The sequence below is a fragment of the Roseateles chitinivorans genome, assembly GCF_050632145.1.
GTDB classification, from domain to species: domain Bacteria; phylum Pseudomonadota; class Gammaproteobacteria; order Burkholderiales; family Burkholderiaceae_C; genus Roseateles; species Roseateles chitinivorans_B.
The window spans coordinates 481028-502926 of sequence record NZ_CP192577.1 but is presented as its reverse complement, the minus strand read 5'-3'; the positions used below and the strand labels follow the sequence as shown (position 1 = coordinate 502926).

Sequence of the window (21899 nt, the reverse complement as noted above, 5' to 3'; positions counted from 1 at the left end):
CGAATACTGCAAGAAAAGTTGTTTGTATTAAAACCCGGCCCGGACCAGGCGTGCGTTCCTCCCCGCGCACCGGTCACGAGGCCCTTGGAGACAACAATGAATCGAATCCCCCATTCCCTCCGGCTCTCGCCGATCTCGGCGGCTGCCTGCCTGACGCTGTGCCTCGCTGGCCAGCAGGTCCTGGCGCAGGACGCCCCCAAGTCTCCCGCGGCCCCGGCCGCGCCTGAGACCGCCGCCTCGGGCGCGGCGGGCACCAAGCTGGAACAGGTCGTCATCGTCGGCCAGCGCGCCAGCCGCGCGGCGGCGGTGCAGACCAAGCGCGACGCCGACCAGGTCGTCGAGTCCATCGTCGCCGACGACATCGGCAAGTTCCCCGACAACACCGTGGCCGAGGCGCTGCAGCGTGTGCCGGGCGTGCAGACCGTCGTCAACTTCAACAACGAGATCGTCAACCCGCTGATCCGCGGCATCGGCGACATCATCACGACCGTCGACGGTCGCGAGATGTTCACCGGCGTGGGTCGCGGCTTCGCGTTCCAGGACCTGCCCGCGGAAGCGATCTCGCGCGCCAACGTCTACAAGTCGGCCGGCGCCAACCTGATCGAAGGCGGCGTGGCCGGCGCGATCGACCTGCGGCTGCGCAAGCCGCTGGAGTTCAGCAAGGGCCTGACGCTGGTGCTCAACGGCCGCGCCAGCCAGGGCGACTACGCCGACAAGCCCAGCACCAAGCTCGGCCTGCTCGGCTCCTACCGCACCAACACGCCGGCGGGCGAGATGGGCGGCCTGGTCGACATCTCCTACGCCGACCACAAGTTCAACCGGCCGATCTCGTTCAACTGCGACCCGCGCTCGGGCACCAACGGCCCGCCCGGAGCGCCCGGCCTGGTGCTGCCGACCTGCGTCGGCGGCCTGACCGACACTGGCGAGTACCAGCGTCCGCAGGTCAACGCGTCCTTCCAGTGGCGCCCGAACCAGGAGAACGAGTTCTACGTCGACGGCCTCTACGCCGGCTACCGCGCGAAGTTCGCGACCTTCTTCATCTTCTCGGACATCTTCGCGGCGCAGAACATCACCAACCCGAAGGGCAGCGACGACTGCTTCGACGCGCACGTCGACGGCGCGGGCTTCCTCGGCCCGTCGTCGCAACCGATCCAGCGCCTGTGCAACGGCGTGTCGGCGACCTTCAACAACGTGCCCGGGCTGACCAGCACGCAGGCCAAGAAGCAGTCCACCGACCAGCGCGTGCTGGCGGGCGGCTGGAAGTACAACTCGGGTCCGCTGTCGATGAACCTCGACCTGTCGCGGATGGAGTCGACCAACAGCAACCGCACGGTCATCGTCGACCTCGGCAAGCAGATCAACGCCGTCGACATCGTCATCAACAACGGCGGCTACGGCACCACCAACATGCCGGGCAACCCGCTCGGCCAGGCGACGGACTTCCGCTTCGCCAACTCGCTGTTCCAGGACATCAACCGCGCCAAGTCCAAGCAGGACGCGGTGGCGCTGAGCGGCAACTACGAGCTGGGCGGCTTCATCAGCAACGTCGACTTCGGCGCGCGCGTGACCAAGCGCGAATCGCACTGGCGCGCCAATGCGCCGGGCGGCCCGAACGCCCCCGGCGGCAACCGCGCGACGCTGGTGAGCAGCGCGACGCAGCTGCCGGGCAACTTCCTGATCACGGCGCCGAACTGCATCCCGCAGATCAACAACTGCTCGCCGTGGATGACGCCGAATCCGGACTACCTGCTCAACAACACGGACACGCTGCGCGCGCTGTACGGCGGCGCCCTGGGGGATCCGTCCTACGACCCGCTCAACAACTACGACTCCGACGAGAAGACCTATGCCGTCTACGTGCAGCCGCACTACGAGACCAAGCTCGCCGGCCTGCCGCTGGACGGCGTGATCGGCGGCCGCTTCGTGCGCCTGGAGCGCGACATCAGCGGCGCCGGCCGGGTCAACGGCGTGGTGACGCCGCAGACCGCGAGCTCGACGGCCTCGCGCTTCCTGCCCAACTTCAGCGCCAAGCTGGAAGTCGTGCCCAACCTGCTGGTCCGTGCCACCGCCGGCAAGACGATGTCGCGTCCGGCGCTGGGCGACCTGAACCCGTCGCTGACCTACTCGATCCCGACCAACGCCAACATCCGCCCGAGCGGCAGCGGCGGCAACTCGGAGCTGAAGGACCAGACCAGCACCGCCTACGACCTGTCGATCGAGAAGTACTTCAACAAGGGCAGCTACCTGCAGGCGGCGGTGTACCACCGCGTGCTGAAGAACCGCGTCGTGCGCTCGACCGCGCCGGAGGTCATCGACGGCGTCGAGTACGACATCAGCCGCCCGCGCAACCTCGGCAAGGCGACGCTGAAGGGCCTGGAGCTGAGCGGCCAGTACTTCATGGACTTCCTGCCGGGCGCGTTCAGCGGCCTGGGCGTCTTCGGCAACTACACGCTGGCGGACAGCGAGGTCAACACCAAGACCGATCCGCTGTTCGGCAAGCCGCTGCTGGGCGTGTCCAAGCACAGCTTCAACGCCGGTCTGCTGTATGAGAAGTACGGCTTCACCAGCCGCCTGACCTACACCTGGCGCAGCAAGTTCAACGAAGGCTCCTTCGGCTGCCTGCTGGCGCCGTCGGCCGAGAACGGCATGGCGGTCGCGGCCTGCGATCCGAACGTGCCGCCGACCTACAACCGCGTCAAGGACTACGGCCGGCTGGACTTCGCGATCGGCTACGCGTTCAGCGAGAAGCTGAGCGTGAGCTTCAACGCCAACAACCTGACCGGGTCGAAGTACTACAGCTACTTCCAGAACGAGAGCTTCCCGCACGACATCCGGTCGGACGACAAGTTCTACGGCTTGAGCTTCAACGCCAAGTACTGATCCGGCGCCCTCCCGTTCCCTCCCCTCTCCCGCTTGCGGGAGAGGGCGGGGGTGAGGGCCAGCGACCTTCGCAGACCAAGGAGTTTCCATGCGACAAGCTCGTCCGGCCGCGCGCCGCCGTTTCGTTCTCGGTTCCGTGTCGATGGGCGCCTTCGTCGCGCTCGGCGCGATCCCCAGCGCATTCGCCGCCGACAAGAAGATCGTCCTCGGCTTCTCGCAGATCGGCGCGGAGTCGGAATGGCGCACCGCCAATTCGGCCTCGATCAAATCTGCGGCGAAGGAGTCCGGCATCGATCTCAAGTTCGCCGATGCCCAGCAGAAGCAGGAGAACCAGATCAAGGCCTTGCGCGCCTTCATCGCGCAGAAGGTCGACGTGATCGCGCTGTCGCCGGTCGTCGAGACCGGCTGGGGCACGGTGCTGCGCGAGGCGAAAGCCGCCGGCATCCCGGTGATCCTGACCGACCGCACGGTGCAGGAGACGGACCAGACGCTGTGGGCGACCTTCATGGGTTCCGACTTCGTCGAGGAAGGCCGTCGCGCCGCGAAGTGGCTGACCGACAAGGTGAAGAGCCGCCCGGCGGGCAAGGAGATCCGCATCGTCGAACTGCAGGGCACTGTCGGCGCAGCGCCGGCGCTCGATCGCAAGAAGGGTTTCGAGGAAGGCATCAAGGCCGACCCGCGCCTGAAGATCGTGCGCTCGCAGACCGGCGACTTCAGCCGCGCCAAGGGCAAGGAGGTCATGGAGGCCTTCCTCAAGGCCGAAGGCCGCAACATCGACGTGCTCTACGCGCATAACGACGACATGGCGATCGGCGCGATCCAGGCGATCGAGGAGGCCGGGCTGAAGCCGGCCAAGGACATCCTGATCATCTCCATCGACGGCGTGAAGGGCGCGTTCCAGGCGATGGTCGCGGGCAAGCTCAACGTCACCGTCGAGTGCAGCCCGCTGCTGGGGCCGCAGCTGATGCAGACGGTGAAGGACCTGAAGGCCGGCAAGACCGTGCCGCGCCGCATCGTGACCGAGGAGGGCGTGTTCCCCGCCGAAGTCGCGGCGCAGGAACTGCCCAAGCGGAAGTACTGATGAGCATCGTGCTGGAGGCACGCGGGGTCGCGAAGGCCTTCCGCGGGGTGCCCGCATTGCTGGACGCGGCGTTGACGCTGCGCGCCGGCGAAGTGCAGGTGCTGATGGGGCAGAACGGCGCGGGCAAGTCCACGCTGATCAAGATCCTCGCCGGGGTGCAGGACCGCGACGCGGGGTCGATCACGCTCGACGGCGTGGCCTTCGCGGCAGGGTCGCCGCTGGAGGCGCAGCGCGCCGGCATCGCGGTCGTGCATCAGGAGGTCCAGCTCTGCCCGAACCTGTCGGTGGCGGAGAACGTGCTCGCCGGGCGGTTTCCGCGCCGGTGGGGCGGCGTGGCCATCGACTGGCCGCGTGTGCGCGAGGAGGCTGGCGCGGCACTCGCAAGGCTCGGCATCCAGGCCGATGTCCGACGACCGCTCGGCGACTTCCCGGTGGCCGTCCAGCAGATGATCGCCATCGCCCGCGCGCTGCATCAGCAGGCGCGGGTGCTGATCCTCGATGAACCGACGTCGTCGCTCGATGAAGCGGAGACGGAGCGGTTGCTCACGATGATCCGCAAGCTCCGCGATGAAGGCGTCGCGGTGCTGCTCGTCACGCATTTCCTCGATCAGGCCTATGCGGTGGCGGACCGCTTCACCGTGTTCCGCAATGGCGAGTTCGTCGGGGAGCGTTCGGTGTCCGAGCTGCCGCGCATGGAACTCGTGACCTTGATGCTCGGTCGGGAGTTCAGTACTTCCACGGCCGCGGGCCCTCACCCCCACCCTCTCCCGCAAGCGGGAGAGGGAGCAAGAAGCTCCAGCACTTCCACGGCCGCGGGCCTTCACCCCGACCCTCTCCCGGAAGCGGGAGAGGGGGTAAGCGCGGGAGCGAGTCGATCGGGGCAGGAGCACTGGGGTGGCCCCTCTCCCGCAGCGCGGGAGAGGGTGGGGGTGAGGGCCAGCGGCCGTCGATCATCGCCACCCTGGGGCTCGGGCGCCGTGGCGCGGTCGAAGACATCAGCCTCCATGTCGCCGCCGGCGAGGTGCTGGGTCTGGCCGGTCTGCTCGGCGCCGGCCGGACCGAGACGGCGCGCCTGCTGTTCGGCGCCGATCGCGCCGACACCGGCGAGATCCGCGTCGACGGCACCGCCGTGCGTCTGCGCAGCCCGCGCGATGCGGTCCGCGCTGGCATGGCCTTCTGCCCCGAAGAACGCAAGATCGACGGCATCGTCGCGGAGCTCAGCGTGCGCGAGAACATCGTGCTGGCACTGCAGGCCCGACGTGGCGTGTTCAGGACACTGACGGGGTCCGCGCAACGCGAGCTCGCGCAGCGCTTCATCACCCGGCTCGGCATCAAGACCGCCGATGCGGAGACGCCCATCGGCCTGCTCTCCGGCGGCAACCAGCAGAAGGCCATCCTCGCGCGCTGGCTCGCGACCGAGCCGCGGCTGCTGATCCTCGACGAGCCCACCCGCGGCATCGACATCGCCGCCAAACAGGACCTGATGGACCAGGTGCTGACGCTGTGCGGTCAAGGCATGGCGCTGATCTTCATCTCCTCGGAGCTGCCGGAGGTGCTGCGCGCGAGCGACCGCGTCACCGTGCTGCGCGAGCGCCGCCAGGTGGCGGAACTCGACGCGCTCGGGCTCGACGAGGACCGCCTGCTGCACGAGATGGCCGGTGCCACGGAGGCGCACGCATGAGCGCACCGTCCTTCCTGCGCCGCTGGCGGCGTGACGCCGGCGCGGCCACGACCGCGGCGGCCGGCACCGTCGCGAATCGCCCCGCGCGGCGGGGGCCGACCACCATGCCGGCGCGCGGCACGCCGCCTATGTCCTGCTCTCGCTCTGGGCGTTGAACGCGCTGCTGAATCCGCAGTTCCTGAGCCTGCGCTGGCAGGACGGCCATGCCTACGGCCCGTTGATCGACATCCTCAACCGCGCGGCGCCGCTGATGGTCGTCGCGATGGGCATGACGCTGGTGATCGCCGTGCGCGGCATCGACATCTCGGTCGGCGCGGTGGTCGCGATCGCGGGCGCGGTGGCGGCCTTGCTCGTGACGGGCGAGGGCGCGGCGATGCCGATGACGGCCGCGATCCTCGGCGCACTGGGCGCGGCCGCGTTGTGCGGGCTGTTCAACGGCCTGCTCGTCGTCGCCGGCGGCATCCAGCCGATCATCGCGACGCTGATCCTGATGGTCGCGGGGCGCGGCATCGCGCAGCTGATCACCGATGGCCAGATCATCACTATCTATCACGAGCCGTATTTCTTCCTCGGCAGCGGCTTCCTGCTGGGGCTGCCGTTCGCGCCCTGGATCGCCCTGGGTGTCGCGGCGCTGTTCGGCCTGCTGAAGCACCGCACCGCGCTCGGACTCTTCCTCCAGGCCAGCGGCGCCAATCCGGCCGCGGCGCGACTGGCAGGCGTGCACGCCGCCGGGCTGACGCTGGCGGTCTACATCGCGTGCGGCCTCTGCGCCGGCGTGGCCGGACTGATGATCAGCGCCAACATCAAGAGCGCCGACGCCAACAACGCGGGCCTGATGCTGGAGCTCGACGCGATCCTCGCCGTGGCGCTCGGCGGCACCTCGCTGCTCGGCGGCCGGTTCAGCCTGCGCGGCAGCCTGCTGGGCGCGCTGATCATCCAGACGCTGACGACCAGCATCTATGCGTTGGGCATCGCCCCCGAGGTCACGCTGGTGGTGAAGGCCGCCGTCGTCTTCGCGGTGTCGATCAGCCAGGCGCCGGTGTGGCGCGCCTGGCGCGAGCGCTGGCAACGCCGGGTGGGAGCGACGTCATGAGCGGAGCCACGACCGGAAACGCCAGCGATGTCAGGCGCGGCTTGCGCAACGTCCGATCCCTGATCCACGCGCGGGATCTGCCGAGCTGGGCCTCCGTGCTGCTGCTGGTCGTCGGCGCGCTGGCAGGCGCCTCGGCCTACCCGGGACTGCTGTCGACCCAGGTGCTGCTGAACCTGCTGATCGACAACGCCTTCCTGCTCGTCGTCGCCGTCGGCATGAGCTTCGTGATCCTGTCCGGCGGCATCGACCTGTCGGTGGGATCGGTCGTCGCGCTGACGACGATGCTGCTGGCGCTCGGCGTCGAACGCGCGCATCTGTCGCCGCTGGTGCTGATCCCGCTGCTGCTGATCGGCGGCGCCGCCTTCGGGGCGCTGATGGGCGCGGTGATCCATGTCTTCGCGATCCCGCCGTTCATCGTGACGCTGGCCGGGCTCTTCCTGGCGCGCGGACTCTGCTACCTGCTCAGCGTCGACTCGATCCCGATCACCGACACGACGCTGACCGCGTGGTCACAGGCGCGCTGGTCGCTCGGGCCGCTCGGCGAGATCACGCCGGGTGCGGTCTGTTCGCTGGCGGTGCTCGTGCTGGCGGTGGCCGTGTCGCGATCGACGCCGTTCGGCCGCGCCGTCTTCGCGCTCGGTGGCCAGGAGACGTCCGCGCGGCTGATGGGCCTGCCGGTCGCCGCCACCCGCATCGGCGTCTACGCGCTCAGCGGCGGCTGTGCCGCGCTCGGTGGCGTCCTCTTCGGCATCTACACCTTGTCCGGCTACGGGCTGCATGCGCAGGGACTGGAGCTCGACGCGATCGCCGCGGTCGTCATCGGCGGCGCGCTGCTGAGCGGCGGCATCGGTCATGTGCTGGGTGCCCTGACCGGCGTGCTGATGCTGGGCCTGATCCAGACGCTGATCCTGTTCGACGGCACCTTGAGCTCGTGGTGGACCCGCATCGTCATCGGCGCGCTGCTGGGGCTGTTCTGCGGGCTGCAGCGCGTGATGGTGCTGTGGCACGGCCGCTCGTCGCGGCGCGCCTGAATCCCGACCACGTCGGTCCGCGCCTCGTGGGCGGGCCGGTGTCCAGCCGCGGCGGTCGCCGCCGACGCGGCGCCCGAACGTCTTCATCGGAACAACGAGGAATCTGATCGATGTCATCGAACTCTTCCGCCCGGATCGCCGCGATGCTCGCGGTGGCCGCCGCCTTCGCCGGCACCGCCCCCATCGCGATGGCACAGCCCTGGCAGGACGCGCAGGCCGTCGTCGCGCCCGCGCCGCATGTGCGCCTCACCACGCCGTGGACCGACGACGCCCTGAAGGCCCCGGTGCCGTTCCCCGAGTACCCGCGTCCGCAACTGGTCCGCGCGGATTGGCTCAACCTCAACGGCCAGTGGGACTACTGGGGCGGCACGAGCGCGCCGGACGCGCGTGTGCCTCCGGCCTCCGCACCGCGCTTCCCGGCATCGGCCGAACGCGTGCGCGTCCCGTATCCGGTGGAATCGCTGCTGTCGGGCATCGAGCGTCTCGGCGAGCTGAACCTCTGGTACCGCCGCAGCTTCGAGGTGCCCGCCGCCTGGGCCGGTCGTCGGGTGCGCATCAACTTCGGCGCGGTCGACCGGCTGGCCACCGTCTACGTCAACGGCACGCGTGTCGGCCAGCACGAAGGCGGCTACACGTCCTTCGGCTTCGACATCACGCCCCAACTCAAACCCGGCCGCAATGAGCTGGTGGTCGCGGCCTTCGATCCGAGCACCAACGACGGCACGCTCGGCAAGCAGTCGCTGAAGCCGGGCGGCATCTTCTACACGCCGAGTTCCGGCATCTGGCAGACGGTGTGGCTCGAGCCGGTCGGCCAGTCGCACATCGCCAAGCTCGACATGACGCCGGTGGTCGGCGAGCAGCGCCTGGCCTTGACCGTCCGTGCCGGCGAGGCGAAGGGCCTGCAGGTCGAGGCCGTCGCGCTGAAGGACGGGAAGGCGATCGGTCGCGTGCGCGGCGCCGCCGGCAAGGCGCTCTCGCTGCCCGTGCCGCAGCCGCGGCTGTGGTCTCCCGATGATCCCTTCCTCTACGACCTCAAGGTCACGCTGCGCCGCGACGGCAAGGTCGTCGACCAGGTCGACAGCTATTTCGGCATGCGCAGCATCGAGGTCGGCATGGTCGACGGCGTGCCGCGCCCGCTGTTGAACGGCAAGTTCGTGTTCCAGTTCGGTCCGCTGGACCAGGGTTTCTGGCCGGACGGTCTCTACACCGCGCCGACCGACGCCGCGCTGCGCTTCGATCTCGAGGAGACGAAGAAGCTCGGCTTCAACATGGTCCGCAAGCACATCAAGGTGGAGCCGGCGCGCTGGTTCCACCACGCGGACAAGCTCGGCCTGCTGGTGTGGCAGGACATGCCGCAGGCCTGGGATGCGGAGACCGACCTGGCCGTGCGCGCGAAGACCGAGGTCGAGTGGCGCGGGATCGTCGACCAGCTGCGGTCGGAGACGTCCATCGTCACCTGGGTGATCTTCAACGAGAGCTGGGGCGACTTCGAGCATCGCCGCATGGCCGCGCAGTTCCGCGCGCTGGATCCGACGCGGCTGATCAACGCGCACTCCGGCATCAACTTCGAGCCGCACGACGAGGGCGGCGGCGACCTGATCGACCTGCACGACTATCCCGGCCCGGCCGCGCCGGCGTATCAGCCGTGGCGCATCGCCGTGCTCGGCGAGTACGGCGGCAACAGCCTGAAGGTGCCCGACCACATGTACCGGCCCGAGTCCAAGTGCTGCTACCACCTGTTCGACAGCGCGGCCGCGATCAACGACGCGTATGTCGCGCAGGTCAACACGCTGCGCGGCTTCCGCGCCGACAAGGGCCTGAGCGCGGCGATCTACACCGAGACGACGGACGTCGAGGAGGAGCTCAACGGCTTCTTCACCTACGACCGCCGCGTGAAGAAGCTGGACTTCGATCGCGTGGCCAAGGCCAACCAGGCGCTGATCGACGGCCTGCCACCGGAGGCGGTTGCTCCAGTGGCGCCTGCCGCATCGGCCGCCTCCATCGCGCCCGCCGCATCGGCAGCGCCCGCTGCACCCGCTGCATCGGCGGCGCCGGCGGCCTCCGCCGCCTCAGGCGCCGCGGGCCCGCGCTGAGGCGTCGACCGCCTCGTCCCAGACAACCCGGCGGCGGCCGCAGAGCCGCCCCTTCCCCTGACCGGCGCCGCTTACCTCGCCGTTCGACGACAGCAACGCGGCCCGCGAGGCCGCAGATGGAGACACGCATGAGCAAGTTCGCTTGGAGTGGGTGGCGCTGGCTGCTCGCGATGGTGATGGCGGCGACCGCCTTCGTCGCCGGACCGTCGCAGGCGGCGGAGACGGTCCTGGGCAACCAGGACAGCTTCTACCCGCGGATGATCCGGCTGGCCGCCAGCGGTGGTGCCAACGGCCGCCTGATCGCGTCCTACGACCTCGGCGGCGCGCAGTCGCTGATCTACGAGAGCACCAACCAGGGCACGACCTGGACCCAGGTCGGCAGCGTCACGGTGCCCGAGCCGTGGCACTGCTGCAGCGGGATGTGGGAGGTGCCGCAGCAGCTCGGCTCGACCGCGCCGGGCACGCTGTTCTGGGCGACGACGACCCGCAACGGCAGCGCGTATTCGATCCGCATCTACCGCAGCACGGACGTCGGCCGGACCTGGACCTCGCACGCCATCGCGGCGACCGGCAGCGTCGGCACCTGGGAGCCGGAGTTCTCGGTCGACAGCGCCGGCCGGCTGCTGATGTTCTATTCGAGCGAGGAATACAAGTCCGGCGGCTTCAACCAGCTGATCGCCCACAAGGTCTCGACCGACGGCGGACTCACCTGGAGCGCCGACACGATCGACGTCGGGATCAGCGACAACGGCGACCTGCGTCCCGGCATGCCCATCGTGCGCCGGCTGCCCAACGGCAGCTACGTGATGAGCTACGAGATCTGCGGCTCGCGCAGCTGCGACGTGTACCTCCGGACCTCGTCCAACGGCAGCAGCTGGGGCACGGCGAGCAACATGGGCACGCGCGTCGAATCGACGGCGGGCAACCATTTCTCGCATGCGCCGACGGTGTCGTGGATGAATGACGGCAGCGCGCAGGGCCGCCTGCTGCTGATCGGCCAGATCGTGCGCCGCAACGCCGGCAACGCGATCAACGACGATGTCAACGGCCGCATCTACATGTTCAACACGAACGGTGGGGCCGGGCCGTGGACCGAGGCCGCCGCGCCGCTGGTGACGCCGAATACCGGCACCGATCCGTGCAGCAACTACAGCAGCCAGCTGCTGCCGTCGACCGACGGCACCCGCGTGCTGCAGATGGCCAACGTCGCCTGCCGCGTGCAGTTCGCGAGCGTGCCGCTGAACCAGCCGGTCGCGGACGGTGTCTACCGGCTCGTCGCGAAGCACAGCGGGCAGGTGCTCGACGTGACGGGCTGCTCGACGGCCGCCGGCACGCAGATCGAGCAATGGAGCTGGGTCGGCGGCGACTGCCAGCGCTGGCGCGTCACCAACACCGGCAACGGCGATTACACGCTGACCGCGCAGCACAGCGGGCAGCAGCTCGATGTCGACGGCTGCTCCACGGCCAACGGCGGCAAGGTGCAGACCTGGACGGTGGTCAACAACAACTGCCAGAAGTGGCGCATCGAACCGGTCGGCGACGGCTACTTCCGGGTGATCAACAAGAACAGCAACCTGGTGCTGGACGTGGATGCGTGCTCGACCGCGGCCGGGACCAAGGTCCAGCAATGGAGCTGGATCGGCGGCGACTGCCAGCGCTGGAAGTTCGAACGCGTCAGCCCGAACAACGTCGCCAACGGCACCTACAAGGTGATCGCGAAGCACAGCGCGCAGGCGCTCGACGTGGCCGGCTGCTCGACGGCTGCGGGCGGTCTGGTGCAGCAGTGGCCCTACAGCGGCGCCAACTGCCAGCGCTGGAACGTCACCGCGACCCCGGACGGCTTCTATGAGCTGACCTCGGTGAACAGCGGCCTGAAGCTGGAGGTGCAGGACGCCTCGCTGGCGATGGGCGCGCAGGTGCGGCAATGGACGTCCAACAACGCGGCCACGCAGCGCTGGGGCATCGAGAACGTCGGCGCCGGCTACTGGCGCTTCATCAACAAGAACAGCGGCCGCGTGCTCGACGTGAACGCGTGTTCGACGGCCAACGGCGCCAAGGTCCAGCAGTGGGAATGGCTGGGCGGCGACTGCCAGCGATGGGCGATCTCGGCGCCGTGACGCAGGGATGTGAGTGAGGAGCCGCGCGTCGAGGCGCGCGCGGCTCCTGCAGGAGAAGCCATCGCGCAGGATCGAGTCAGCAATGCAAACAAGGAGAGAGACATGAGACGTATCCGGGCGCTTGCGGGCGCGATCCTGGCGATGGCCGCCGTGACGACGACGGGTGTCGCCGCGGCACAGACTGCCACGTCATCGCCGGCCGCGGCGCGGCCCGCCGTCGTGGCGAACCCGGCCCATACGGCCGGCCCGCCGAGCGCGGCCGCGCTCGCGAAGACCGGCCCGGAGGCCTACCTCTTCGCCCACATGACCGACGCGCGCTACGGCGTGCTGCACTACGCGGTGAGCCTGGACGGCCTGCACTGGACGAAGCTCAACGGCGGCAAGGCCGTCAACGAGGAGTACCACGGCCACCCGTCCATCGCGCAGGGGCCGGACGGCCGCTTCTACCTGGTCGGCAACAAGAGCGACGACGATCCGGACATCCGCTTCTGGGTCTCGGACGACCTGGTCAAGTGGCAGGTCTTCGGCACCTACCGGCCCGACCTGTCGAAGGTCGCCGGCCTGCCCAACGCGATGCAGCGCATCGGCGCGCCCAAGCTCTACTTCGACAAGCCGTCGAACCAGTTCGTGGTGCTGTGGCATACGGCCACGGTGCCCGGCGTCCCCGAGGATCCCGAACGCTACTGGTCGAGCCAGCGCACGCTCTATGCGCTGTCGCCGGACCTGAAGCGCTTCGACGCGCCGCCCAAGCGCCTGTTCAACTGGGAGATGGCGACGATCGACACCTTCCTGATCGCGAATCCGGAGGGCGGCTACTGCGCGGTGATCAAGGACGAGCGCTACCCGTCCTACATCTGGACGACGGGCAAGACCATCCGCATGACCTGCGCGCAGGAACTGCTCGGCCCGTATCCCGAGCCCGGCCCGGCGTTGAGCCCCGCGTTCCGCGAGGCACCGACGCTGGTCCGCGCGCCCAACGGCATCGACTGGTTCCTGTACTACGAGCAGTACGCGGGCAACGGCTACGGCCTGTCGATGGCGCCGCGACTCGAAGGGCCGTGGGTGGAGGTCTGGGGCAACTCGCGCCGCAAGGAGTGGGACCGCTTCGAGATGCCCGCCCAGCTGCGGCACGGCTCGATGATGCCGATCACGAAGGCGCAGTACGAGGCGTTGAGGAAGGCGTATCCGGAGAGCACGGAGAAGGCGGGGAAGTGACCGACTCCGGCGCAGCCTGAGGGACGCCGTCCATTAGGGGCGGGGATCTAGAACGCGCTCGTGGGACCCGGGCTTGCTGCGGGAGTTCAACGAACTCTCCGCACGCGAGTGCCGCTTCCCATGACCCAAGATCCCACCGAACTGATCCTGCTGTACTTCATCGTGCCCGTCTGGCTGATCGCGGGCATGGTCGACTGGTTCTGCCATCGCGCCTCCGGCATCGGCCGCACGACCGGCGCGAAGGAATCGCTGATCCATCTGCTGATGTTCGCCGAGGTCGGCCTGCCCGTGCTGGCCGGGCTGTTCCTGCAGATCAACGCGGGCGTCATCGCGCTGATGATCGTGGCCTTCTTCGTCCACGAGGCGACGGCGCTCTGGGACGTCAGCTACGCGGTCACCGCGCGCGTCGTGACGCCGATCGAGCAGCACGTCCACAGCTTCCTCGAGATGGTGCCGCTGATGGCCATCATCGCGGTCGCGTCCCTCCACTGGCCGCAGCTCCTTGCGCTTTTCGGCAGCGGCACCGAGCCGGCGGATTGGGCCTTGCATTGGAAGTCGCCGGCATTGCCCGTGGGTTACATCGTCGGTGTCCTCGCCGTCGTCGCCTTCCTCGAATTCGTGCCCTATCTCGAGGAACTGTGGCGCGGCTGGCGGCAGGGCGGTCGTCGCCTGATGCCCGAGCCGGCCCGGCGCGCAGCGGCAGCCGGCACCGACACCTTGCATCCGCGGGAACCTCGGGGGCAGCGGGCGCAGCGGACCGGCCGCTGAACGGGCAGCGAGGGGGCAGCGAGGGGGCAGCGGCGGGGCTGCGACGCCGGGCACGCCCGCCCGTCGTGCGCGTCGCGCCCCACCTCCGGGCCATCCCTGAATTGACCGTCAAGCCGACTGCCTCTATGCTCGGGCCATGAAAGCGCTTTCAAGCGCTGGCCTGGACACGACAACAAAGGTAGTTCGATGACGGAGACAACTTCAGCGGGCGCGCACGCGTCCCTGCGATGGACCCTGTCCGCCAAGGGCGCGGACCTGGCGAGCTCGACGCGCCTGAAGGCGCAGCCCGAGCTGGCGCTGCAGCCGGTGGCGCAGCTGATGGCCGATGCCGCGATCGCCGGCATGCCCAAGCTGGTGGTGAACAGCGCCAAGCGCTTCCAGCGCATCGAGGGCTTCGGCGGCGCCTTCACCGAGGCCTCCGCGACGACCTGGCAGAAGCTGCCGCCCGCCGAGGCGAACGCGCTCCTGCACGCCTACTTCGACGCGACCGCGGGCCACGGCTACACGTTCAACCGCGTCCACATGAACAGCTGCGACTTCGCGCTGGGCAACTACGCGCATGCGGACGTGCCGGGCGACGAGGCGCTGACGCACTTCAACATCGACCGCGACCGCCGTGCGCTGCTGCCGATGATCCAGGCCGCGATGAAGGTCGCGCCGGGACCGATGAAGCTGCTGGTGTCGCCGTGGAGCCCGCCCGCATGGATGAAGACCAACGGCCAGATGAACAACGGCGGCAAGCTGCTGCCGCAGTACGCGAAGGCCTGGGCGCAGTGCTACGTGAAGTTCATCCAGGCCTATGAGGCCGAAGGCGTGCCCGTGTGGGGCGTGTCGGTGCAGAACGAACCGGATGCGGTGCAGCGCTGGGACTCCTGCGTCTACACCGCGGAGGAGGAACGCGACTTCGTCCGCGACCACCTCGGCCCCGCCCTGCATGCGGCGGGACTGCAGCGGATCAAGGTCGTCATCTGGGACCACAACCGCGACCAGATGGTGCAGCGCGCCGACGTCGTCTACTCGGACCCCGAGGCCGCGAAATACGTGTGGGGCTGCGGCTTCCACTGGTACGTCGAGGACCACTTCGACCACGTCGGCCTGCTGCACGACGCGTATCCGGACAAGCAGCTGCTGTTCACCGAAGGCTGCCAGGAAGGCGGGCCGCACATCGGTTCGTGGAACACCGGCGAGCGCTACGGCCGCAGCATCCTCAACGACCTGAACCGCTGGACGGTGGGTTGGATCGACTGGAACCTGCTGCTCGACGAGACCGGCGGCCCGAACCACGTCGGCAACCTGTGCAGCGCGCCGATGCTCGCGGACCGCGAACAGAACCGGCTGATGCCGCAGAGCTCGTACGACTACCTCGGCCACTTCAGCCGCTTCATCAAGCCGGGCGCGTTCCGCGTGCTGTGCTCGGCGAGCAGCCAGGACCTGGAATGCACCGCGGCCGTCAACGAGGACGGCAGCATCGCCGTCGTCGTGATGAACCGCAGCGAGCGGGAACACCGCTTCTCGCTGCGCATCGACGGCCAGGCGGGCGTCGCCGCGCTGCCGCCGCGCTGCATCGCGACCTACGTGCTGCCGCGCTGAGGTCGACGTGGGCCACTTCGCCCCCATCGCCCCCACCACCGCTTCCACGGGCGCCATGACCACCAGGGCCGCCGCCGACGGCGACCGCGCCAGCGCGTCATCGACGGCCTACGCCTGCGTCGAGGCGCTGTACGTGTATCCGGTGAAGTCCTGCGCCGGCGTGCGCGTGTCCGATCTGCGCTTCGATGCGGACGGCCGCATCGTCGGCGATCGCGAGTGGATCGTCGTCGATGCACGGGGCGAGCTCGCCTGGCTCGGATCGCATTCGAAGCTGGCGCTGCTGCAGCCCAAGCTGCTGGCCGACGCGCTGCTGCTGCGCGCCCAAGGACAGCAGCCGCTGCGCCTGTCGCGCGAGGCGGAGGGCGATGTCACGCAGGCGCTCATCTGGCACGCCGAGGAGCGCCGCATGGTGATCTATCCGGGTCGCGACGCGGGCGCGGTGGCCGCGCAGTTCCTGCGCGAGGTCACCGGTGAGGACCTCCGCCTCGTCAAGCTCGAGCGCCCGTCGATGCTGGCGACGGCGCCGAATGCGCTGCATGCGGTCTCCACGGGGTCGGTCGTCGAGCTCAACGAGCACCTCGCGGCCCATCGGCACGATCGCGTCGACGTGCGTCGGCTGCGTCCCAACCTCGTGCTGCGCGGCCTGCAGGAAGCGCTGGTGCCGTTCGTCGAGGAACATCTGCTGCAGCTGGTCTGGCGCGACGGCGAGGGCTGGTGGCGACGCATGACCTACGCCTCGGCCTGCGAGCGCTGCATCGTCCCGAATGTGGACCCGGACACCGGCGAGGTGAGCCCCGGCGTCGACGCGGCGATTTCCGAGCTCAGCGCGCAACGCTGGCCGGGCGAGGCCTCACGCTTCGGTGTCTACCTGCAACCGCCGCCGGGCGGATCGCTGGGTGAAGGCACCGTCCTGACGATGGAGCTCGACTTTTGAGCGCACATGACGAGAACCACGGGCGCGATCGGCGCCTCCCGCGCGGGTTGACCCGCCGCGGCATGCTCGCGGCGATGACGGCGCCGGCGTGGTCCGGCGTGCTGGTCGTGCCGGCGCTGGCGCAGACGCGCGAGGTGCTGACGATCGCCGCCTTCCCGCTGATGGACGAGATCGCCAAGGCCGCGATCCCCGCGTGGCAGGCGATGCATCCGGACGTGGAGTTGCGCATCCTGATGCGCCAGTACAGCGACCACCACACGGCGATGACGACCGCGCTGTCGACGGCGGTGGGCCTGCCGGACGTGATGGCGCTGGAGTCGAGCTTCGTCGGCCGCTTCGCGCAGGGCGGCGGGCTCGACGATCTGCGGCAGCCGCCGTTCGGCATCGAGGCCTTCCGGTCGCGCATCGTGCCCTACGCGTATGACCAGGCGATCGCGCGCAGCGGCGCGGTGGTCGCGATGCCGGCGGACATCGGGCCGGGCACGCTGCTTTACCGCAAGGACGTCACCGAGCGCGCGGAGGTCACGCCGGAGGACCTGACGCGCAGCTGGGACGCCTACGTGGCGACCGGCGAGCGCATCAAGGCGCGGACCGGGGCCTACCTGATCGCGAACGTGCAGGAGATCAAGGACATCCTGATCGCCGACGGATTGAAGCCGGGCGAGGGCATCTACTTCGACACCGAGTCCACTGTGCTGGTGAACTCGCCGCGCTTCGAGCGCGCGTTCGAGGTCGCGCTGCGGGCGCGGCAGAAGGGGCTCGACGCGAAGGTGCCGGCCTGGTCGAACGACTGGGGGGCGGGCTTCAAGCAGGGACGTCTGGCGACGGAGTTGTCCGGCGCATGGCTGGTGGGACAGCTCAATGCGTTCATCGCGCCGGAGACCAAGGGGTTGTGGCGGGTGTCCTCGCTGCCGGGCGGGTCGCACGCGCCGTACGGCGGCACCTTCTACGCGATCGCGCGCAAGTCGGCGCCGTCGCGCAAGCGGCTGGCGTGGGATTTCATCCAGCTGATGACCTTGAACCCGCAGCGGCAGCTGCAGGCCTTCAAGTCCTACGACGCCTTCCCGGCGCTGCGGGACGTCCACGACGACCCGTTCTTCAGCGAGCCGGTGGACTTCCTCGGCGGCCAGCGCGCACGGCTGCTGTGGCGCGACGACGCACTGCGCATCACGGCGCTGCCGGTGCACAAGCAGGCCAAGTTCGCGGAGGAGGTCGTGCAGACCGAGCTCGACAAGGTGCTGCGCGGACAGAAGACGATCAAGGTGGCGCTGGCGGACGCCGAGCAGCTGCTGCAACGGCGCGCGAAGCGCTGAACATCCACAGACACGGAGACCCGGTTCATGAAGCAACGACTGACGCGTCGCTGGGCGGCGCTGCCCTTGCTGGCCGCCCTCGCGATCGATGGCGGTGCCGCGTTCGCGCAGGCCCAGACGGCGACAGGCAAGGGCGGCGCGGCGACCGGCCCGATCGGACTGCCGTCGGGTTACACGCTGGTGTGGGCCGATGAATTCGACAAGGGCACCTTGCCCGACGAGTCGAAGTGGGCCTACGACACCGGCATGAACAAGCAGGGTTGGCACAACCGCGAGAAGCAGTACTACTCGGGCCCGCGCGCCGAGAACGCGTCGCTGAAGGACGGCCGGCTGGTGATCACGGCGCGCAAGGAGTCGCTGTCGACGCAGGCCGACTGGGGCGGCCAGCAGTACACGTCGACGCGGCTGATCACGAAGGGCAAGGCCGAGTGGACCTACGGCTACTTCGAGATCCGCGCGAAGCTGCCCTGCGGGCAGGGCACATGGCCGGCGATCTGGACGCTCGGCAGCCAGGGCGACTGGCCGGCGTCGGGCGAGCTCGACATCCTCGAGCACATGGGACAGAAGCCGGACTGGGTGTTCAGCACCGTGCACACGACCTCGGGGCATGGCGGGCACGGCGTCGGCGACGGCCGCAAGCTCGCCACGGCCTGCGGCGTGTTCCACAACTACCAGATGCTGTGGACGCCGAAGGAGATCCGCTTCGGCATCGACGGTCAGGTGCACGCGGCGTATCCGAACCTGGGCCAGGGCACGGCGCAATGGCCGTTCGACAAGCCGCAGTTCCTGATCCTCAACCTCGCCATCGGCGGTGACCTCGGCGGGGAGATCGACGACAAGATCTTCCCGATCGGGTACGAGGTCGATTACGTGAAGGTGTATCAGGCGGGGAAGTGATCCTGAGGCGGATTCCGCCCCGCCTCGTGACGATCAGAACTGGTACGCCACGCCAGCCCCGACGGTCGCCACCGTCGGCTTGCTGACGATCGGACTGCGACGCGCGTCGCCGAGCAGACGGGTCGCGCCGATGTGGCCCTTCACCGTCCAGTGATCGGCGATCTTGTACTCCGCGCCCAGCGCCAGGTCCGCCTTCTCCAGGCCGGACTTGGGCGCGTAGGCCGCGAAGCCGCTGGCGGCCGACTGCGTCGGCGTGACACCGAAGTAGGCCTGCATCATCTTGCGGTCGGCCCAGGTCGCGCTGGCGTCCACCGTGACGGTGAGCCGGTCTCCCACCGGCATCGCGTGCCGGGCCAGCAGGCTGAACTGCGCCCCCTCGCTGCCACGGCTGCCGACCGACTTCAGGACCATGACCCCGACCGGTCCGTATCCCGCCATCGCGCCGACCTGCGCGCTGCTGCGGATGTCTCCCATGCCTTTGAGGCGGGTGTCGCCGGGGACGGGGAATCCGCCGCTCGGCTTGCGTTCCTTCCGGCCAGGATCGACCCCCACCAGGATGCCGCCCCAGAACGCGCCGACCTCGGCATTCCAGCTCAGGCCCGAGCGCCCATCGAGATCGATGTGGCCCCAATCGCGGGTGCGGTAGCTGAGGCTGAGATCAGGGGCCGGCACCGTCACGCGGTTCGGGCTGCCGAGGTAGGTGGACGTGCTGACGGCGGCAACGCCGACCTGACCGCTGAGGCCCAGGGGCGGGGCCGATTCCTGCGCGAATGCGGAGCAACCATAGGCCAGCAGGGCGGTCGTGAGCGTGATGCGGAACTGTTGAAGTGAAGTCATGGCTGGGTGTCGAGGCGGGTGATGCAGGTGATGCAGGTGATGCGGGTGAATCGGACGCGTGACCCGGGCGGGTCGGCATGCGGTGACGGGATTGTTGAAAGTCGATGCCCAGGAAATGCCGAGTGCCCCCGTTGCGCCGTAGCCGCGGAGGACCTGGGCAAGTCCTCGGTTGGCGTTGGCTAGACTGGTCGTTCCACAGCCTCTCGGGTCCTGCCGGTGCACCTCCTCCTCGTTGAAGACGACCTCGATCTCGGTGCCGACGTGCAGCGCGCGCTGGCCGGTTGCGGGTTCACGAGCGAATGGGTGCGCGGCGTGGCGCCGGCCCGCGCGTTGACCGACGGCGACGACGCGGCACGGTTCGCCTGCGTGCTGCTCGACCTGGGGTTGCCGGACGGCGACGGACTCAAGCTGCTGACGCACTGGCGCCAGCAGGGGCTGACGGTCCCGGTGATCGTGCTGACCGCGCGCGACGCGCTGGAGACGCGCGTGGCCGGGCTGGACGCGGGCGCGGACGATTACGTCCTCAAGCCGGTGGCCGCCGAGGAGCTGGCCTCGCGCATCCGCGCCGTGACGCGACGCGCGGGCGGTTATGCGACCGCGATCTGGACGATCGGCCCGCTGCGCATCGACACCGCGCGCCACGAGGTCAGGCTGGACGACGCCCTCGTCGCGCTGTCGCCCAAGGAGTTCGGCGTGCTCGCGGAACTGGCGCGGCGTCCGGGCGAAGTCGTCGCCAAGCATCGCCTCGCGCAGGCGATCTCGCCCTTGTCGGAACCGCTGGATTTCGGCGCGCTGGAGTGGCACATCGCCAACCTGCGCCGCAAGCTGGGCGAGACCCGCATCCTCACCACGCGCGGCGTGGGCTACAGCCTCTCCGAATGATGCGCCGTTGGTTCACGCGCCCGTCCATCGCGCGCAGGCAGCTGGTCTCGCTGCTGGGCGCCTATGCGGTGGTCTGGGTCGTGGTGACGGGGATCTCCTTCAGCGCCTCGACCTGGTCGGACTCGGGCGACTTCGACAAGGAGATGCGCGCCATGTCGCACGTGATCGACAGCGTGCTCAGGGACCCCGACCTGTCGTTGCATTCCGCGCTGGAGAGCGTGCGCCTGAAGCTGGTGGAAGACGGCATCCTGGCGGGCGTGGACGGGGCGCCCTACGGGTTCGAGATCCGGGACGGCGCGCAGGCGCGGGTCGCGCGCGGCGGCGTGCCGCTGCCCGAGTTCCAGGAGACGGGCGTCGACGGATTCTTCGATGCCGATGTGGACGGTCAACGGTGGCGCGTGCATCGCGAGGTGTCCCTGGGCGGTGCTCGCGTGATCCTGGTGGCGCAGACCCGGGAGATGCGCATGAGGATGCTCCGCGCCGGCACCTTCAACGCGACCGCGCTGGCCCAGTTGCTCGCCTGCATCCCCTTGTTGTTCCTGCCGATCTGGCTGGCGGTCTGGACGGGACTGGCGCCGCTGCGGCGGCTGTCGGAGAGCCTGGCGGCGCGGCAGGTCGGCGATCTGGCGCCGGTCCAGATCGATCCGCCGCATCGCGAGCTGATGCCGATGGCGGACGCGCTGAACGACACGCTGGCACGACTGTCCGAGCTGCTGCAGCGGGAGCGGGCCTTCCTTGCCGATGCCGCGCATGAGCTCCGGACGCCGTTGGCCGTCATCTCGGCGCAGTACGACACGCTGAAGCAATCGCCGCTGGGGCCGCAGCGAGACGAGGCGATGCAGCGCCTGGGCCTGGGCGTCGGACGCTCGGCGCGGCTGGTGAACCAGCTGCTGGTGCTCGCGCGCCTGGAGGCAGGCGACGGGGCTCGCCGGTCGCGCATCGACCTGGCGAACCTGATGCGCGACTGCCTCGCGCTCCATGCGAGCGACGCCGCCACGCGCGGCATCGAGCTGAGTTACCAGGGCTGCGACAGCCTGATCGCCTGGGTGCCGGAACACGGCGTCGAGACCATCGTCCACAACCTCGTCAGCAACGCCATCCGCCATGGCAGCGCCGGCGGACACGTCGAGGCGGTGCTGGAGCGCGGCGAGGATGACTGGTGCGCGATCAGCGTCAGCGACGACGGGCCGGGCATCGCCGACGTCGACCGGGAGCAGGCCTTCGAGCGCTTCTGGCGCGGCCACGCGGCCAGCCAGTCCACATCCGGCTCGGGGCTCGGCCTGTCCATCGTGCTGGCCGCCGCGCGTCAGCTGGGAGGCCGGGTCAAGCTCTCGCCGGGCCTCGGGGGCAGAGGCCTCCAGGTGACGCTGCTCTGGCGCGTGGCGCGCGAGGGGGACGGGTCGCACGCACCATGAGCGTCGCGGTCCCCGCGTTCGGCCCGCCATGAAAAACGCCCGCGGAGGCGGGCGTTTCGGGGGCGGAAAAGG

General features: G+C 69.4%; 15 protein-coding genes and 1 pseudogene. 15 read left to right on the top strand and 1 reads right to left on the bottom strand.

Translation table 11 applies throughout. The annotated features are described in order from the left end of the window. Positions 1–96 precede the first annotated feature (96 nt). From ACQ86G_RS02350 to ACQ86G_RS02290, 13 genes and pseudogenes are all read left to right on the top strand, one after another. Positions 97–2880 carry a TonB-dependent receptor gene (locus tag ACQ86G_RS02350; RefSeq protein WP_431259137.1) on the top strand — a complete coding sequence of 928 codons (2784 nt, stop codon included), beginning with the start codon at positions 97–99 and terminating at the stop codon, positions 2878–2880. Positions 2881–3022: 142 nt separating this feature from the next. Then, positions 3023–3961, top strand: a complete 939-nt coding sequence (locus tag ACQ86G_RS02345; protein ID WP_431261315.1) for an ABC transporter substrate-binding protein — start codon at positions 3023–3025, stop codon at positions 3959–3961. Next, positions 3961–5642, top strand: a pseudogene (locus ACQ86G_RS02340) (sugar ABC transporter ATP-binding protein). Before ACQ86G_RS02345 ends, ACQ86G_RS02340 begins: the two are co-directional and overlap by 1 nt. Before the next feature lie 133 nt (positions 5643–5775). Further along, a complete protein-coding gene (locus ACQ86G_RS02335) occupies positions 5776–6735 on the top strand; it encodes an ABC transporter permease (protein ID WP_431261314.1) in 960 nt (319 codons plus the stop codon). Then, positions 6732–7766, top strand: coding sequence for a galactofuranose ABC transporter, permease protein YjfF (yjfF, locus tag ACQ86G_RS02330; protein WP_431259136.1), 1035 nt, complete (start codon positions 6732–6734; stop codon positions 7764–7766). The genes ACQ86G_RS02335 and yjfF overlap by 4 nt, the downstream gene beginning before the upstream one ends. Before the next feature lie 110 nt (positions 7767–7876). After that, positions 7877–9859 carry a glycoside hydrolase family 2 protein gene (locus tag ACQ86G_RS02325; protein ID WP_431259135.1) on the top strand — a complete coding sequence of 661 codons (1983 nt, stop codon included), beginning with the start codon at positions 7877–7879 and terminating at the stop codon, positions 9857–9859. A gap of 128 nt (positions 9860–9987) precedes the next feature. Next, the gene (locus tag ACQ86G_RS02320) at positions 9988–11976 is read left to right on the top strand and encodes an RICIN domain-containing protein (RefSeq protein WP_431259134.1); all 1989 of its coding nucleotides are present in this window, start codon (positions 9988–9990) and stop codon (positions 11974–11976) included. A gap of 102 nt (positions 11977–12078) precedes the next feature. Continuing rightward, complete coding sequence (locus ACQ86G_RS02315; RefSeq protein WP_431259133.1) at positions 12079–13191, top strand: hypothetical protein; 1113 nt, start codon at positions 12079–12081, stop codon at positions 13189–13191. A gap of 120 nt (positions 13192–13311) precedes the next feature. Then, positions 13312–13959 carry a diguanylate cyclase gene (locus ACQ86G_RS02310; protein ID WP_431259132.1) on the top strand — a complete coding sequence of 216 codons (648 nt, stop codon included), beginning with the start codon at positions 13312–13314 and terminating at the stop codon, positions 13957–13959. Between the two features lie 186 nt (positions 13960–14145). Next, complete coding sequence (locus tag ACQ86G_RS02305; RefSeq protein ID WP_431259131.1) at positions 14146–15549, top strand: glycoside hydrolase family 30 protein; 1404 nt, start codon at positions 14146–14148, stop codon at positions 15547–15549. 55 nt (positions 15550–15604) lie between these two features. After that, positions 15605–16483: an MOSC N-terminal beta barrel domain-containing protein gene (locus ACQ86G_RS02300; protein WP_431259130.1), complete on the top strand. Its 879-nt coding sequence runs from the start codon at positions 15605–15607 to the stop codon at positions 16481–16483. Further along, on the top strand, positions 16480–17796 hold the full coding sequence (locus ACQ86G_RS02295) for an extracellular solute-binding protein (RefSeq protein WP_431259129.1): 1317 nt from the start codon (positions 16480–16482) through the stop codon (positions 17794–17796). Before ACQ86G_RS02300 ends, ACQ86G_RS02295 begins: the two co-directional genes overlap by 4 nt. A 27-nt stretch (positions 17797–17823) precedes the next feature. After that, a complete protein-coding gene (locus ACQ86G_RS02290; protein WP_431259128.1) occupies positions 17824–18693 on the top strand; it encodes a glycoside hydrolase family 16 protein in 870 nt (289 codons plus the stop codon). Positions 18694–18726: 33 nt separating this feature from the next. Here the strand turns inward: ACQ86G_RS02290 and ACQ86G_RS02285 are convergent, their stop codons facing one another. Further along, the gene (locus ACQ86G_RS02285) at positions 18727–19530 is read right to left on the bottom strand and encodes a MipA/OmpV family protein (protein ID WP_431259127.1); all 804 of its coding nucleotides are present in this window, start codon (positions 19528–19530) and stop codon (positions 18727–18729) included. 216 nt (positions 19531–19746) lie between these two features. Here ACQ86G_RS02285 and ACQ86G_RS02280 point away from each other — a divergent pair, with 216 nt between their 5' ends. After that, on the top strand, positions 19747–20412 hold the full coding sequence (locus tag ACQ86G_RS02280; RefSeq protein ID WP_431259126.1) for a response regulator: 666 nt from the start codon (positions 19747–19749) through the stop codon (positions 20410–20412). Continuing rightward, complete coding sequence (locus ACQ86G_RS02275) at positions 20409–21827, top strand: sensor histidine kinase (RefSeq protein WP_431259125.1); 1419 nt, start codon at positions 20409–20411, stop codon at positions 21825–21827. Before ACQ86G_RS02280 ends, ACQ86G_RS02275 begins: the two co-directional genes overlap by 4 nt. The last annotated feature ends 72 nt before the right edge of the window (positions 21828–21899 follow it).

Coding starts and splice junctions, on each gene's coding strand:
- ACQ86G_RS02350 (WP_431259137.1), top strand. CDS start 97: ATGAATCGAATCCCCCATTCCCTCCGGCTCTCGCCGATCTCGGCGGCT.
- ACQ86G_RS02345 (WP_431261315.1), top strand. CDS start 3,023: ATGGGCGCCTTCGTCGCGCTCGGCGCGATCCCCAGCGCATTCGCCGCC.
- yjfF (WP_431259136.1), top strand. CDS start 6,732: ATGAGCGGAGCCACGACCGGAAACGCCAGCGATGTCAGGCGCGGCTTG.
- ACQ86G_RS02325 (WP_431259135.1), top strand. CDS start 7,877: ATGTCATCGAACTCTTCCGCCCGGATCGCCGCGATGCTCGCGGTGGCC.
- ACQ86G_RS02320 (WP_431259134.1), top strand. CDS start 9,988: ATGAGCAAGTTCGCTTGGAGTGGGTGGCGCTGGCTGCTCGCGATGGTG.
- ACQ86G_RS02315 (WP_431259133.1), top strand. CDS start 12,079: ATGAGACGTATCCGGGCGCTTGCGGGCGCGATCCTGGCGATGGCCGCC.
- ACQ86G_RS02310 (WP_431259132.1), top strand. CDS start 13,312: ATGACCCAAGATCCCACCGAACTGATCCTGCTGTACTTCATCGTGCCC.
- ACQ86G_RS02305 (WP_431259131.1), top strand. CDS start 14,146: ATGACGGAGACAACTTCAGCGGGCGCGCACGCGTCCCTGCGATGGACC.
- ACQ86G_RS02300 (WP_431259130.1), top strand. CDS start 15,605: ATGACCACCAGGGCCGCCGCCGACGGCGACCGCGCCAGCGCGTCATCG.
- ACQ86G_RS02290 (WP_431259128.1), top strand. CDS start 17,824: ATGAAGCAACGACTGACGCGTCGCTGGGCGGCGCTGCCCTTGCTGGCC.
- ACQ86G_RS02285 (WP_431259127.1), bottom strand. CDS start 19,530: ATGACTTCACTTCAACAGTTCCGCATCACGCTCACGACCGCCCTGCTG.
- ACQ86G_RS02275 (WP_431259125.1), top strand. CDS start 20,409: ATGATGCGCCGTTGGTTCACGCGCCCGTCCATCGCGCGCAGGCAGCTG.